Source organism: Prolixibacter sp. SD074, from assembly GCF_009617895.1.
Classification (GTDB): domain Bacteria; phylum Bacteroidota; class Bacteroidia; order Bacteroidales; family Prolixibacteraceae; genus Prolixibacter.
Map to the genome: position 1 here is coordinate 1,559,494 of NZ_BLAW01000001.1, position 15,062 is coordinate 1,574,555.

At 44.7% G+C, this 15,062-nt stretch carries 11 protein-coding genes and 1 tRNA gene; 6 read left to right on the forward strand and 6 right to left on the reverse strand.

Annotated features, from left to right (window positions below; all coding sequences use genetic code 11):
- Positions 1–23: 23 nt before the first annotated feature.
- Entirely contained in the window at positions 24–1,667 is a 1,644-nt protein-coding gene (locus GJU82_RS06870) for a Zn-dependent hydrolase (RefSeq protein WP_153631467.1), read from the reverse strand.
- Between the two features lie 163 nt (positions 1,668–1,830).
- Between GJU82_RS06870 and GJU82_RS06875 the strand changes: the two genes are divergently transcribed.
- From GJU82_RS06875 to GJU82_RS06885, 3 genes are all read left to right on the forward strand, one after another.
- Positions 1,831–2,310 carry a hypothetical protein gene (locus GJU82_RS06875; protein WP_153631468.1) on the forward strand — a complete coding sequence of 160 codons (480 nt, stop codon included), beginning with the start codon at positions 1,831–1,833 and terminating at the stop codon, positions 2,308–2,310.
- Positions 2,311–2,422: 112 nt separating this feature from the next.
- Positions 2,423–2,510 (forward strand) — tRNA-Ser (locus GJU82_RS06880).
- 279 nt (positions 2,511–2,789) lie between these two features.
- Complete coding sequence (locus tag GJU82_RS06885; RefSeq protein WP_153631469.1) at positions 2,790–6,158, forward strand: hypothetical protein; 3,369 nt, start codon at positions 2,790–2,792, stop codon at positions 6,156–6,158.
- Between the two features lie 47 nt (positions 6,159–6,205).
- On the opposite strand, the gene clpB is transcribed toward GJU82_RS06885, so the two are convergent.
- Positions 6,206–8,794 (reverse strand): ATP-dependent chaperone ClpB, encoded by a 2,589-nt coding sequence (gene clpB, locus GJU82_RS06890; RefSeq protein WP_153631470.1) that lies wholly within the window; start codon positions 8,792–8,794, stop codon positions 6,206–6,208.
- A 346-nt stretch (positions 8,795–9,140) separates the two neighbouring features.
- A complete protein-coding gene (locus GJU82_RS06895; RefSeq protein ID WP_194830989.1) occupies positions 9,141–9,482 on the reverse strand; it encodes a permease in 342 nt (113 codons plus the stop codon).
- A 97-nt stretch (positions 9,483–9,579) separates the two neighbouring features.
- Between GJU82_RS06895 and GJU82_RS06900 the strand changes: the two genes are divergently transcribed.
- The 3 genes from GJU82_RS06900 (at position 9,580) to GJU82_RS06910 (ending at position 12,414) form a co-directional block, all read left to right on the forward strand.
- Positions 9,580–10,398: a mechanosensitive ion channel family protein gene (locus GJU82_RS06900; protein WP_153631472.1), complete on the forward strand. Its 819-nt coding sequence runs from the start codon at positions 9,580–9,582 to the stop codon at positions 10,396–10,398.
- 26 nt (positions 10,399–10,424) lie between these two features.
- Positions 10,425–11,306, forward strand: coding sequence for a DUF3078 domain-containing protein (locus GJU82_RS06905; protein ID WP_194830990.1), 882 nt, complete (start codon positions 10,425–10,427; stop codon positions 11,304–11,306).
- Between the two features lie 115 nt (positions 11,307–11,421).
- On the forward strand, positions 11,422–12,414 hold the full coding sequence (locus tag GJU82_RS06910; protein ID WP_153631474.1) for a dihydroorotate dehydrogenase-like protein: 993 nt from the start codon (positions 11,422–11,424) through the stop codon (positions 12,412–12,414).
- 21 nt (positions 12,415–12,435) lie between these two features.
- On the opposite strand, the gene GJU82_RS06915 is transcribed toward GJU82_RS06910, so the two are convergent.
- The 3 genes from GJU82_RS06915 to amrB form a co-directional block, all read right to left on the reverse strand.
- A complete protein-coding gene (locus GJU82_RS06915; RefSeq protein ID WP_153631475.1) occupies positions 12,436–13,167 on the reverse strand; it encodes a hypothetical protein in 732 nt (243 codons plus the stop codon).
- 156 nt (positions 13,168–13,323) lie between these two features.
- Complete coding sequence (locus GJU82_RS06920; RefSeq protein ID WP_153631476.1) at positions 13,324–13,494, reverse strand: hypothetical protein; 171 nt, start codon at positions 13,492–13,494, stop codon at positions 13,324–13,326.
- 136 nt (positions 13,495–13,630) lie between these two features.
- Positions 13,631–15,043, reverse strand: coding sequence for an AmmeMemoRadiSam system protein B (gene amrB / locus GJU82_RS06925; RefSeq protein ID WP_153631477.1), 1,413 nt, complete (start codon positions 15,041–15,043; stop codon positions 13,631–13,633).
- Positions 15,044–15,062: the final 19 nt, after the last annotated feature.

Consider the following 15,062-nt stretch of genomic DNA (forward strand, 5'->3'; position numbering starts at 1 on the left):
TATATAATAAGACCCGGGCCGGCTTATTTCAGTCCCAGGACAGCCTTTCCCTGTTCAAAAACAATGTCTTTCGGAATACCGGCCGCAGAAATACGATCCAAATCGCTTTGCAGTTCCGGACGAATGTAACCATTCTCTTTTATCAGTTTAGCGGCAGCCTCATAATCGCCGTCGCCCTGGATTTTCAGCAATTCATCCGACAAAGCAGTCATCGCCTTCTTCATTTTATCAAAATCGACATGGTACGTTCCGGTTTCAGTATCCCGGGTAAAAGCTCCCTGCTGCTCAAAATAATAGAACCTGATCATGTTGGCTTTTCCATGTGCACTGGCAGCGCCAAAACGCACGGAACGGAAAATTCCCGCCATAAACGTCACATAATTGTCCATCAGGCCTTCACCCGACAATTCCCCCATATTGTGCAGTTTGGTAATCACCCACAGTCCCAGGATGTCAGCTTTGCCTTCTTCAATAGAAGTGTAAGTATCTTTCAATGCTTCCCGTACCGTTGACTTACCGTCGATAGTTTTTCCAAGCCCCAATCCGTGAGCGACCTCGTGGAACATGGTATTTTCGAAGAAAGCATCAAACTTGATGTGCGAACGTTGGCCGGGAGCAATCAGCAGATCGGAAATCGGTACCAAAATCTTGTCAAACTTGGCACGCATCGCATTTTTCAACTGCAGTTTCCGGCTGCCTTTATCCGCCCGAACGCGCTCGTCGTTGGGAAGGTTGATAGCAATGGTTTTGGAACCGGCATTACAATCGCCTGCATAATATAATACATCATATGCATTCAGATCGGAATCGGAGCCCGGCATTTCTGTTTTATACCCGGGAGGACAAGGCAATGCCCGTTGCAAATCAGGCAACAGCGCTGCAAACTTAGCCAGTCGTTGGCTCCACTCTTTGTCCTTTACCAGGATAAACGCTTCGTGCGATGTTTTGTAACCGAAAAGCTGATCCTCATAATTCTCGATAGGCCCCACCACAAAGTCAATGGTGTTGTTCTTCATATCGAGCCAGGCCATATCGCTGTCGTAATAATTATCCGTCAGCAAGGCTTCGGCACGCAATTCCAGGTACTTTTTCAGTCCCGGATCTTCAGCCAGTTCTGCAGCCTGACGAATCAACGATGCAGCCTTCTCAATCTTATCCTTAAAATATTCATGATAAGGAATCGATATTAACTTACCTTCTTTATCACGACGGATGATGGTGTATTGACTGGTTTTTGTGGAATCATTCCAGTCGTTAAATTCCTGTTCCGTCATGTCCTGAGGATAAAAATTTGCCCCTTTTGGTTTCAGGCCGGCTCCTTCCACAAATGGTTTGTTGCCGTTCAAGCGCTCCCAGGGACCATAGTTAATCATGGCAAAATCCCTCTCTGCCTGTGTTTTCAGACTGGTGAGCAACGCATCTTTATCGCCGTAAGCTTCTTGCCAGAAAATATCATCCATGATATCAGCCGCATCGAACATCAGCGACAGCATTTTTCCCTGATTTTCATCAAGCTGACTCATATCAGTCGTCAGCTTAACTTTCGAAAACGCTTTTACCTTCTGTGCAACAACGTCTTCCTGCCCGGCATCTTGTTTTGGGGAGTTCTTGCATCCCCCTACCATCAATAATACAATCATCAGTGAAAACAAAGAGATTCGTTTCATACCTATCAGTTTTTGGTCATATAAATTTCAGTGATTCAATTGTTCTGACATCTTTATCATTTCATTTAGGCGTACCAAAGCTATGAAAAGTAAACTAAAAAACCCTTGACATTCCCCCATATTAATCGAAGGCTTTTTATTACTTTGCTCAAAATCGACAGATATGAAACTGAACATTTTCTTTTATATAGCTGGCTTGTTACTGATGACATCATGTGCGTCCACCCGATTGCCATGCCCCTGCGAAGCATCCAGCGTCATTCTTTTAGATGATACAGAGTTCCACATTCATTCGGAGGTCATCCTTCAAACGCGTTCCGATACCGACAGTGAGGGCATTACGATTATCGCTCAAATAATAGCCTCAGGCGGAAAACCTTTACCTAAAGGATTACATGCCGAAATATACGCCATCCGTCCCAGCGACATGAGTTTTGATGGGTACGAAGGCAAGTTTGATAAAGAATTAACCGATATACCAGGAGGTTTCATGGAACTCACCGCTGTTAACGGTCCCAACTGGAAAGTAGGAACTCCGGTTGATGTGACAGTGCGGTTAGCTGACGATACAGGCAACAGGAAATACATTAAGGAGGACAAGATCGTGATCCGGAAGGAAGACGTTCCTGCGACCAGCAAGTAAAAAGCCAGACCTGCCCCCTTTTTTCTTTTGAAGAAAATATTTTGCGGACAAAAAAAATCTCCTACTTTTGTGCCCCGGAGTCATGGTAAATTAGCCGGAGTTCAGCACCGATGGAGAGGTGCAGGAGTGGTTGAACTGGCACGCCTGGAAAGCGTGTGAACCTCTAAAGGGTTCCGAGGGTTCGAATCCCTCTCTCTCCGCTGGCAAAGCGTAATCAGTTTTTTGGTTACGCTTTTTTTTTTGCAAACTCTTTTCCTCATAAATCAGGGCTGAAACATTAGCTATCGTTGCTATTCTGAACTCTTATAACAATTCATAAATCATACCAATTACCTATCCAGTTGTTATAAAACATCTCTTTAAAAACTTGCTAACAAACGATTTTATTGTAACTTATATATAGGAAAAGAGAAAAACACCAAACGTTCTTAACAAGACAACAATACATTATTAACCTAACAACCAAAATCTTTCTGAATATGAATAATTTTGCAACAACTCTTTTCCTTATTAGCCTGATTATTATCTTTCAAAGCCCTTCATTCGCACAGACCAGACCTCCGGCACCACCCGTTCCATATAGCAATGATACCGAAAATGCCCTCTTCGATAACGACCCGGTTCCCGAATTCGGGAGTGTAACCTTCAAGCCTTCGCCCATGACGGACACCGAAGTAACCGGAAACAACACTGTTTCGGCTTCCATTTCAGATGATGGCGAAGTCATTTCAGCTATCATGCTTTACGGAACACCCCCGGGTAACTTAACGGAGTCATTTACGCTTAGTTATTCATCGGGCACAAAATGGAAAGCGGATTTACCTGTTCTTGAGGACGGTACTTATTATTACCAAATCAAAGCAACTGATAACTCCCAACAGGAAGCGACGAGCGCCGAAGCTTCGTTTGAAATTACAGCCGGTACTCCTGTCGCACCCGAAGATTTACAGGCAGGTTCGGTTGACTATAATAAGTTTACACTGGAATGGCAGGCCAGTTACCAGGCAACATCCTATTCCCTGATCATCAGTACAGAATCGGACTACACCAATCCCATTGTGGATGAAGATATTGGAAATGTTACTTCATACGAAGCGACATCCGTTCAATTCTCAACCACCTATTATTGTCAACTGAAGGCTATACGGCTGATGGAAGACAATTCGGTGAAGGAAAGTGAGATTTCCAGCGGAAAAGTCACTACGTTGGATCAACCAGCCCCGAAAGTAACGGTTTCAGTCGAAAGTCTTCCTGATTTTGGTGACGTGGTTACGGGTGAGAACTCTGCGACATCATTTTATACAGTTACAGCCCAATATTTGAGGGACAACCTCGTTATTACGCCTCCTGCCGGGTTCGACGTTTCCACCGATGAAACCAACTGGCAGGGAAATACAGCTCCTCTTTCACTCGCCGGAACAGACGGTGAATTATCCGCAACCATCCATGTCCGTTTTGCCCCGGATGCCCCAGGGACGATGAGTGGAGATATCACCCACGAAACAACCGAACTCCCGGAAACGGTATTGGTGTCTCTATCTGGAACCGCAATGGAAACAGAGCCCGCCAACCAGGTCAGTAACTTTCGACTGGCCGGACAAACCGGTAACACTTTTACTTTACTTTGGGATGCAAACAGCGGGGAAGCAGCTGCTGACGGCTATCTTCTCCTCTTCAGTCAAACAACTCCTCATTTGCCCGTCGACGGCGACAGTCCGGTTGAAGATACCGACTTTAGTGACGATGAGGCGTTGATTGTCATCGATAAGGATACAACTGCAGCTGAAGTGTATATTCCCGGAAACGAAACACGTTGGTATGCACAAATCATTCCCTACCGGGGAAGTGATGAAACAACCAATGTGAAAACAGACGGAACGATTCCCGAAACAACGCTTATCACACCGCTGGATGACTTACCCAACGCCTGGATTAATGAGTTTCATTACAGTGACAGTGTTGACGATCACGCACAGGTTGAAATCATACTCGAAAATGCAGAAAACTATTTGCTTGACGACTTTAACCTCATACACTACAATGGAAATGGTGGGACCATCATAGATGAATTTAATTTAGCGGAAAATGTATCATTTGTGAATGAAATTACCTTTTCGCTCATCCTGATTGACTGTGATGAATTGCAAAAAGGCCCTGATGGTTTAGCCATTTCATATCAACACAAAATTGTGCAGTTCATTAGCTACGAAGGGCCTGTTACTGCAACCGAAGGTGATGCTACAGGACTGACATCAATCGAAATTGCTCCGGAAGAGACTACTACCACTCCTGCTAATTTCTCCATTCAACTGACCGGCCCAGGCTCTTACTACGAAGACTTCACCTGGGAGGACCCGGCAGAATCGTCATTTGGTGCGGTGAACACCGGACAAACATTAGCCGCATCCCCCAACCTGGAAACAACGTGGTTGGGAACACAGAATAATAACTGGAACAATGCCGCCAACTGGAACAACGGAATTCCGGATGGAACGATGAAAGGCATCATTCCATCCGGCGTTGACCATTACCCGGTACTTACCGCAGCCGTCAACCCGAAAACACTGGTACTCGAGTCGGATGCTTCGCTGGGTGGTCAGCAATATGTTCCGGAAGAATGCATCCTCTATGCCAAACGGGCATTAACTGCAGGAAAATGGCTCTTCCTGACCCCGCCGGTAAAAGACAACACCGCTGCCATGTTCGAACCAGTGTATGGCATGGTATACCTGATTCGTTACGACAACGCTCAACCGGCAGATGAAAGCGCCTGGAGTTATGTGTCCGACCAAACACTGCCGCTATCACCCATGACCGGATACGGCTTTTACAGTACCCGCAACGAGCTGGGACTCGTCTTCAACGGAAGCTGTATTTCCGGGATTCAGTCTGTTTCCCTAAGTTTCGAAGATGGAGGCAATAACTTCAACTTTGTTGGTAACCCTGGATTGGGAGCAATCAATTGGTCGACTTCCGATCAAACCAACACAACGGGAACAGCTTACATGTTCGATCCGAATGCCAAAACCTATCTAACGGTTTCATCTGACGGCACAGTCACCAGTCCCGGGTTTACGGATATGATTCCTCCCATGCAGGGATTCTTCGTGGAAGCAACCACTGCCGGGAATTATTCGGTTAATCTGGACGACTGTGTCCCGACCGGCCAATATTTCTTGAAACAAGGAATACCCGAAGATTATATTGTCCGGCTCAAAGTGACTGGCCCTAATGGGAAAGATTTCGCTTTAGTTCGTTTCGACCAAACAAACAGCGATGAACTGGATTTCAATGAAGATTCGCGAAAATTAGTGTACTACGATATCGGGGTACCGCAGCTTTGGTTCAATAAGGAAGGTGAGAAACTGGCCATCAACCAGGCAAAAACCTATCCCGAAAGTTTCCCGCTGGGATTGTACATTTCTGATGCCGGCGAACTCAGCATTACCGGTGAAGTTTCTAACTCATTCCGTGGCGGAATTACTATTTCGCTGGAAAATACAATTACCGGCGAAACACTTGACTTGAGAAGTAGCGATACATTGCGATACGATGCTGCCGCCGGAGAAAACAACAACAGTTTAATGCTGCATCTGAAAAACGGAACCGGACTTGATGATTTAACCAATGACCAAGTTCGCATCTACAGTTCCGGAAAAATCCTTCATGTTACAACACCACAACTGCTGAACGGAAAACTGGAGGTGTTCAACTTTATTGGGCAGAAAATAACTGAATACTCAATCAACCACACCAATCATGCCCGGCTACAGCCCGGGACCGGAATCTATCTTGTTCGTTGGACTGACGACGAACAGGCTGTTGTCCGGAAAGTCAGTTTGCGGTAAAAACCAAAAAATCCCCCGGCGTTTCTCAACCGGGGGATTTCATTTTCTTAATTCATGAATACCAGGGTATTGTTTTCCACATCCACCATGATGGGTTTGTCCTCTGCGATGGTTCCTGCCAGCAACTGTTTCGACAAGTCATTCAGGACAAAACGTTGCAATGTCCGTTTGATCGGACGGGCGCCAAACTGCGGGTCGAACCCCGAAGCAGCCACCCAATCCACTGCTGCCTCACTAATGGAGATTTCATGATTGCTTTTCTTCAGCCGTTCTGCAATCAGGTTGAACTGCAGACGCACAATCTCTTTGATCTCTTCATGATTCAACGGAGTGAACACGATCGTCTCATCAATACGGTTCAGAAACTCCGGACGAATGCTCTTCCGCAAGAGGTTCAACATCTCAAAGCGGGTCTGCTCCAACACCTCTTCACGGTTTTCATCTTTCAGATTCTCGAACCGCTCCTGAATAATGTGCGAGCCAATATTCGAAGTCATAATAATGATGGTATTCTTGAAATTGACCAAACGTCCTTTGTTGTCGGTCAACCGGCCATCGTCGAGTACCTGGAGCAACACATTGAAGACATCGGGATGCGCTTTTTCGATTTCATCGAACAAAACCACCGAATACGGCTTCCGTCGAACAGCTTCGGTCAGCTGTCCACCTTCGTCGTACCCCACATATCCGGGAGGAGAGCCAATCAATCGTGTTACCGAAAATTTCTCCTGGTATTCCGACATATCGATTCGCGTCATCATGTTCTCGTCATCGAAAAGATATTCAGCCAGCGCCTTCGCCAGTTCAGTTTTTCCCACACCTGTTGTTCCCAGAAAAATGAATGAACCAATCGGCCGTTTTTCATCCTGTAAGCCTGCACGCGAGCGACGAACTGCGTCAGCCACAGCTGCAATCGCCTCATCCTGGCCAACCACCCGCTTGTGCAACTCATCTTCCAGGTACAAAAGTTTTTCCCGCTCACTTTGCATCATCCGGGAAACCGGTATTCCGGTCCAGCGGGCTACAACTTCGGCAATATCCTCTACTCCCACTTCTTCTTTTATCATAGAGGATTCGCCCTGAAGTTTAGCCAATTCGGTCTGCAAACGCTGGATTTCTTCTTCGGCACCTTTGATTTTGCCATAGCGGATTTCAGCCACGCGACCATAATCGCCTTGCCGCTCAGCCTGTTCCGCCTCCAGCTTCATCTCTTCTATTTCGGACTTATGCTTTTGAACCGCATCAATCACATCCTTCTCGGCTTGCCATGAAGCACGATATTTCGTCTGTTCTGCCTTCAGGTTGGCAATCTCCTCATCGAGGTTAGCCAGCTTACGGGTATCGTTTTCCCGTCGAATGGCAGCCCGCTCAATCTCCAGTTGTTTCAGCTTCCGTTCGATTTCGTCCAGTTCTTCCGGAAGAGAATCCATCTCCATCCGCAATTTGGCGGCTGCTTCATCCATCAGGTCGATAGCTTTGTCAGGCAAAAACCGCTCGGTGATGTACCGTTGTGAAAGTTCCACTGCCGCTATAATGGCATCGTCCTTAATCCTTACCTTGTGGTGACCTTCGTAACGCTCTTTCAATCCACGAAGGATGGAAATGGCGCTCAACGTATCCGGCTCGTTCACCATCACAATTTGGAAACGGCGCTCCAGCGCTTTGTCTTTTTCGAAGTATTTCTGGTATTCGTTCAAGGTAGTCGCACCAACCGCACGCAAATCACCCCGGGCCAGTGCAGGCTTCAGGATGTTGGCAGCATCCATCGCACCTTCGCCTTTACCGGCGCCCACCAACGTATGAATCTCGTCGATGAAAAGAATGATCTCGCCACTGGCCTTCACCACCTCATTCACCACTGCTTTTAACCGTTCCTCAAACTCGCCCTTATATTTGGCGCCAGCCACTAGCGCGCCCATATCGAGCGAGAAAATTTGCTTAGTCTTCAGGTTTTCCGGTACATCGCCCCGAACGATACGGTGAGCCAAACCTTCGGCAATCGCTGTTTTTCCCGTTCCTGGTTCGCCAATCAATATCGGGTTGTTCTTAGTCCGGCGGGACAAAATCTGCAAAATCCGTCGAATTTCTTCATCACGGCCAATAACCGGGTCGAGTTTTCCCGAACGGGCGCGTTCATTCAAATTGATAGCAAACCGGTTGAGCGAATTAAATGTATCCTCCGCGGTTTGACTGTCAACCTTTGAGCCTTTGCGCAAGTCGGCTATGGCAGCTTCCAATTCCTTTTTGGAGATTCCACTGTCCTTCATCATCTTGCTCACCTGATCGCCCGCATCGAGTAAACCGAGCAACAAGTGCTCGACCGAGACAAACTGGTCGCCCATCTTTTGAGAATACCCTGTCGCTTTTTGAACGACCGTATTCGCTGCCGGCGACAAATAAGGTTCACCGCCTGATACTTTCGGGTAGCCAGCGACAATCTGGTCTAATGCTTGCTGCAAAACCGAACCATTGACCCCCAGTTTTTTCAAAAGAAAACCAGTGACATTTTCAGCTTTGCTGAACAAACCTTTAAACAGGTGTCCGGTATCAATTACCTGTTGGTTGTTTCCCTGTGCCACCTGAATGGCATGCTGCACAACCTCCTGCGCTTTAATGGTAAAATTGTTAAAATTCATGTCGGTATTTTTAATTTTTTCGTTGATAAAAATCGGAGTCATCCCGACCAATTAACGGAGACACCAGATTTCATCGACTTCTTGTTTCTTTCTCTTTTTCTCCACACGAATAGCAAACTTATTGCCAATTGCAAATAACAGACATTTTGTCTACAACAATCTGTTTATCAGGAATTTTTGACATGTAAATCATTGAAAAATGATGAAAATATGTCAGCCAATTCACCCATTATCCAATCATTTTCCTCCGATAATCGCCCTAGGTTATTTATCATAATATAAGCGTTTATCCGCAACCGTTCACAGAAGGTTTCATATGCGAACACTACACCCTGATCATTCGTCCCTACAAAATAAGATAAATAAGTGCCATCGGTAATCCTAACAAAGAATAGGTTACCAACATTGGGTCGACAGCCGTTTGAGGTGCCGAAATAAGGAACGACGTGGTTGCACCTTTCGAGGCACCGTTACGGTAAAATGAAATTCCGGCAGGAACCACACCGCAGGAACAAAGTGGCAAAGGAATTCCCAATAAGGTTGCATTCATTACCGATAACGTATTCTTTCTCCCAAGATATCGGCTAACGCGTTCCTTTGGAATAAGAACATGAAGAATGCCGCCAAAAAGAAACCCAATGAGCAGATAAATGGCCATTTCATTGAGTAATTGCCAAAGTTCATTCATATTTTGCATTATTTTATTTAGATTTATTCTATGTAAATAGAATAATTTCACTTCGAGTCATTCAAACTTTATTAACACAACTTAAAGACAAAAAAAAATGGAAAACCTGAACAACTACACCCCTGCAGCGTGGGTGCTTATCCAATCATGGGGACTTAGACTGGTTTATGCTGTCATTATTCTGATTATCGGACTTTGGATCATCAAAAGATTAGACAAGTTGATACGAAAAACCATGACGAAGAGGGAGTTTGATCCTTCTCTGTCATCCTTTCTAATCAGCTTACTTGATATTTCCTTAAAAGTTCTTCTAGTTATTACCGTTGCAAGTATGCTGGGTATCCAGATGACTTCCTTTATTGCCATTCTGGCTGCTGCAGGCCTTGCCGTTGGTTTGGCCCTGTCGGGAACATTGCAAAACTTTGCCGGTAGTGTCATCATCCTCATTTTTAAACCATTTAAAGTCGGCGATTTCATCGAGGCCCAGGGACATATGGGAACGGTAAAAGAGATTCAGATATTCAATACAATTCTGAACACTCCCGACAACAAACGGGTGATTATTCCCAACGGAGGCCTGGCAACCGGCAGTATGACCAATTATTCGGCTTTGCCAACCCGCCGTGTCGATATGAAATTTGGAATTGGTTATTCGGATGACATCGACAAAGCCCGCGATATCCTGAAAAGGTTACTGGAAGAAGACGAGCGGGTACTCAAAGATCCGGCTCCTTTTGTAGCAGTACATGAATTGGGCGATAGTTCCGTGAATTTTGTCGTCAGGCCCTGGGTAGAAGCTGCAAATTACTGGGGAGTATATTTTGATTTGACCGAAAAAGTTAAAAAATCATTTGATGTAGAAGGTATTTCCATTCCATTTCCACAAAGGGATGTACACCTTTTCAATGAAAAATAATGGCTAACCAAACGAATATTAACAACATGCTAAAAAAATTATCTTTCCTCATTGTCATCTTAACGGAAACGTTTGCGCTTCATGCGCAAACGCCGTCTGACACAACAAAATATTGGAGCATCAACGGAAACGGTTCGCTCAATTTTTCACAGGTTACGCTGACCAATTGGGCTGAAGGCGGAGACGGTTCGGTTTCAGGAACCTTTCTTTTTAACATCAATGCCAATAAAAAGAAGAACAATCATGCCTGGGACAATTCCTTTAATATGCAGTACGGCTTTGTTAAAAACAACAACGAGAACCTGCGCAAAAGCGTCGATAAATTAAGCTTTTCTTCCAAGTATGGCTATAAAATCGACGGCAAATGGTACCTGTCAGCCCTGTACGATTTCAGAACCCAATTGGCCAAGGGATATAATTACCCAAACAAGACTACTTACATTTCCAACTTCATGGCTCCAGGTTACATGAATTTTGCTCTGGGTTTTGATTACAAGCCCAACAAGAGTATTTCAGCATTAATTTCACCAGTTAGTACAAAATTCACATTTCTAGTGGATGATTCACTGTCAATGGCCGGGGCATTTGGCGTCAATCCGGGTGACAAATTCAGGGCCGAATTTGGTGCCTATGCCAAATTTTCCTACACCCAGACCGATTTACTGAAGAATGTTGATTTGGAAACGAAACTCGACCTCTTCTCCAATTATCTGGATAAACCACAAAACATTGATGTAAACTGGGATATTCGTTTTAATATGCAAATCAATAAATTCCTGGCAGCCAACTTTGGTGCCACATTAAAATATGACGATAACATCAAATATGTCGATTCCAGCGGAGTGGAACATGGCCCCAGAGTTCAGTTAAAACAGTTCCTCGGTATCGGTTTGACCTACAATTTTTAAATGCAGCCTGAATTTTCTGCTCAAACTCTCGAAATAGGTTTTCAATCGAATAATGGTTTTTTGTGGTTAAACTTTGTATCTTAAGCGAAGTACAATAACCAGCAAAGCTATCATTATGACAGATCTATCGACGAAATACATGGGACTTTCTCTGAAGAATCCCATTATAATTGCCAGCTCAGGGCTTACCGATTCAGTTGAAAAAATAAAAGAACTGGAAGCCAACGGAGCGGCTGCCGTTGTTTTAAAATCACTATTCGAAGAGGAAATTATTCTCGAAATGAAGGAAACCGAGCACCGAATGACTGGCCGGCCTTTCCTTTTTCCCGAAACGCTCGATTTTACCGAAGAGGAGCTGTACGAAGATTCCGTCCGGAAATATATTCGACTAATTAAAGAAGCGAAAGAAGCGGTTCAAATTCCGGTTATCGCTTCCATCAATTGTGTCTCCAGCCAAAAATGGATGTACCTCGCGAAGGAAATCCAGGAAGCTGGTGCCGATGGCCTCGAGTTAAACCTATTCTTCCTCCCGTCGGATGACGACCGGGAACAACTGGACAACCTGGTCATTACCGATGCGATTATTCACCAAGTAAAAGAAATTGTTACTCTCCCGGTTTCCCTGAAAATAGGATATTATTGCTCGAACCTGGCATCATACATAAGTCGTATTTCAAAAGCTGGCATTCAGGGAATTGTCCTATTTAACCGATCGTGGATGCCTGACATTGACACTGAAAACCTGACCGTTACTTCGGGACCGATTTTGTCCTCTCCGGGTGATTACAGTCAACCCCTTCGGTGGATATCGCTAATGTCAGGCAAAGTGAAGTGTGACCTGGCTGCCTCAACCGGTATTCACACCGGCGATGCCATTGTGAAACAATTACTGGCAGGCGCAAAAGCTGTTGAGATTGCCTCCGTCATTTATAAACATGGCCCCAAACACATCAAAGTTTTGCTTGAAGAATTGAAGAAATGGATGGCTGAGAAGGACTTTGAAGCCATCGACGACTTTACCGGTCTGTTGAAGCATTCATCTGCCGGAAATCCCGCTGCATGGGAAAGAGTTCAATTCATGAAAAACTTCAGCCAGTTTGTATCATAAAACGACTGAATAAGCCATAGGCTATTGGGGGACGAAATTATAAGTTATCGTTCCCCTTTGTTTTTCTGGTGCTTTTGGATCAACGTTGAACTCCGTATTCAAGGCTGCCTTCTTCGCGTAAGCCAACAACATAGGATCGGTAATATTCGGATTGGGACGAGGCTCAGCACTCAACACCCGGCCATTCCGGCCAACGATGATATCGACGATTACTTCCCCGCCGCCCTGTGCTAAGTAGATCGGGATGGGCAAGCGGACATGGTACCGGTTTTCAAGCGAATAGTGAATATTGCTTTTCCCCTTGTAAATGGTATTCTTAATATCCTCCCGTTTCATGCCCTCGGTAGTCTCCTCCGGCATTTTAATATCGCCAATTTCCGGTATCTTCTGCGAAAGCGTTTTATTTACGTCATTAACCAACGCTTTGGCTTTTTCAATCTCTTCCTTGTATGATTTATCGAAGAACTTATCCTTGGTAGGTTTCTCTATGGAAGCATCGTTAACAGCCCGATTGGAGCCCCGATCGAGAGATTCGGCTGAAGATGCAGTTGTTGCTTTTTCTTTCTTAATTTCCGGCCCGGGCAATTTGGGTGCCGGCTGTTCGGTAAAATCGAGAATGATGCCTTCGTCTTGCGGTTGTTTGGACGTTTTCAGCTCCGCCAGCAAAAAAATGGACAGAAGGACGAGGTGAAAGGCTAGTGTGCCAATCACTCCATAAATATTCCGGCGATATAATTCCTTTAACTTTTTCATTTACGAACATGAGCAAAATTAAAAATATTATCGGCGTTGAGAATGGTGGAAAAGCTTTGTTAACACCTTTGGAAAATAATTATGGAGGGGGCTTCTCCAGAAAAGTATGGACAAAAAAAATGTCCCTTACCGGGACAGTGTCAATTTACGTTTCTCTTAATCTCTTTCTACAATTTCCTTTAACTGATGAAGGCGCTTATCAATTTCGCACATCATATCATCTTTCGATTGTTTCCTGAAAAGAGGATCATCATTTTCTTTACTTAAAAGTGATTCTCTGAGCAAACGCAAATCTTCCAAACTTTCAAAATACTCTTTTCTTCCCATAAATCTTTCGTTTTTGTGATTTGCATTTTTATTCAACTTCAAATATGCCAATTTAATTTGACAATTATATTAAGTGTAGTTTAAAACGACGTTAACTAATCAATTATTGTGCCGAATTACGCTTATGTGGAAAGAATTAATCAATCACGACGGATTCAAAAACAAACAGTTCGGATGAACGCCAACCATCCCAACCCAAATGAGCCTTATTCTTAGAGCAATAGCCTAAGAACTCTTCCACACTCCAGTGGTGATCAGTAGCAACCTGTGGCAGGAATGTACCGGTATTTAATCCGTTCCGAATGTAGATTCCATGCTTCCCCAGAATAATTTCAGATGGATCGTGAATTCGCTTGAGCGGGGTCAAAACAGAAATTTCAATGCGCATATTCTTTAATTCATCCCGGTTTAACGGTGCAAAACGGGTATCGCGCGTAGCTGATGCAATAGCTAAATCACGGACACGTTCATACAAAGGCTCCTTCTCATCGAAACGGCCAAGGCAACCTCGTAACTTCTCTCCTACATAAACAGTAACAAAAACTCCATACCTTTCATGCAAAGCCGGAGGCAGATATTCCGGATCAATATCATCGCGTCCTCCCCGTTCAAAATATTGCCAGATGGCTTCTTCGGCCAGCTTTTTCAACTGTGCTTTTTCCTCTTCATTCAGGTAAACTGTTTTTGCCCCGGGAACAACGGCCTCAAGTCCGCCATAGCCAACAACCCGTTCACGATCGCCATAAGCAGAATCACCTGAATTGGAGTAATCCACTTTCCGGATGACGACGTTTTTCATTCCTTTTGCCAGGTAAAGAAATGTAAGAACAGAAGTCCATCCGCAACAAGAGGTCTCCAGGTTAGCCATATGCTTTTCATTGTTGCGGTCCAGTCCGTCAATAAATTTTTCCGGCTCACCGGAAGCAATGGCTTCAATGGTTTCCGCATCAACTAACCGGGCATCTTCATAACCCGGATAATGTGACAGGTCGGTGCTTATAACGAACAATGTTTTTTCATCGGCCAGTGAAATAAGCTGATTTGCCATTAATTTACACTCTTTGAGATGTACATGTCCCAACAAAATGGGAACAATCCGAAAATCCGATTTCAATTTTTCCTGCAAAAAAGGCAATTGCACTTCCAGACTATGCTCCTCGCTGTGGGCAGCTGGATGAAAACTGAACAAATCATTGTTTTCAATTAGTCTTTCACAGATTTCCCAATCAACCGGCACTACTCCGAGCGGCGTTTCGTAGTTGCCAATATTGTAAATGGAAGCGCCCCGAAAAGAGGCATAATGTGAAGAACCAATCAGTACAACTCTTTCAATGCCGTTTTTTCCCGGAATACGCGCATAACATTTTCCTGCGGTACCTCCTGAAAAAACATAACCGGCATGCGGGACAATCAAACCAACCAATCGATCGGTTTCGGGTAAGGTAGCTCCTGAAGAAAGGAACTCGTGAACTTCTTTTTTTAATGTGTTCGGTGAACCGGAGTAGAAGCGTCCGGCCGCTACCGGAACACGGTTAACCGTCTCAGCCATGTTCTTTTTCTTTTAAAGG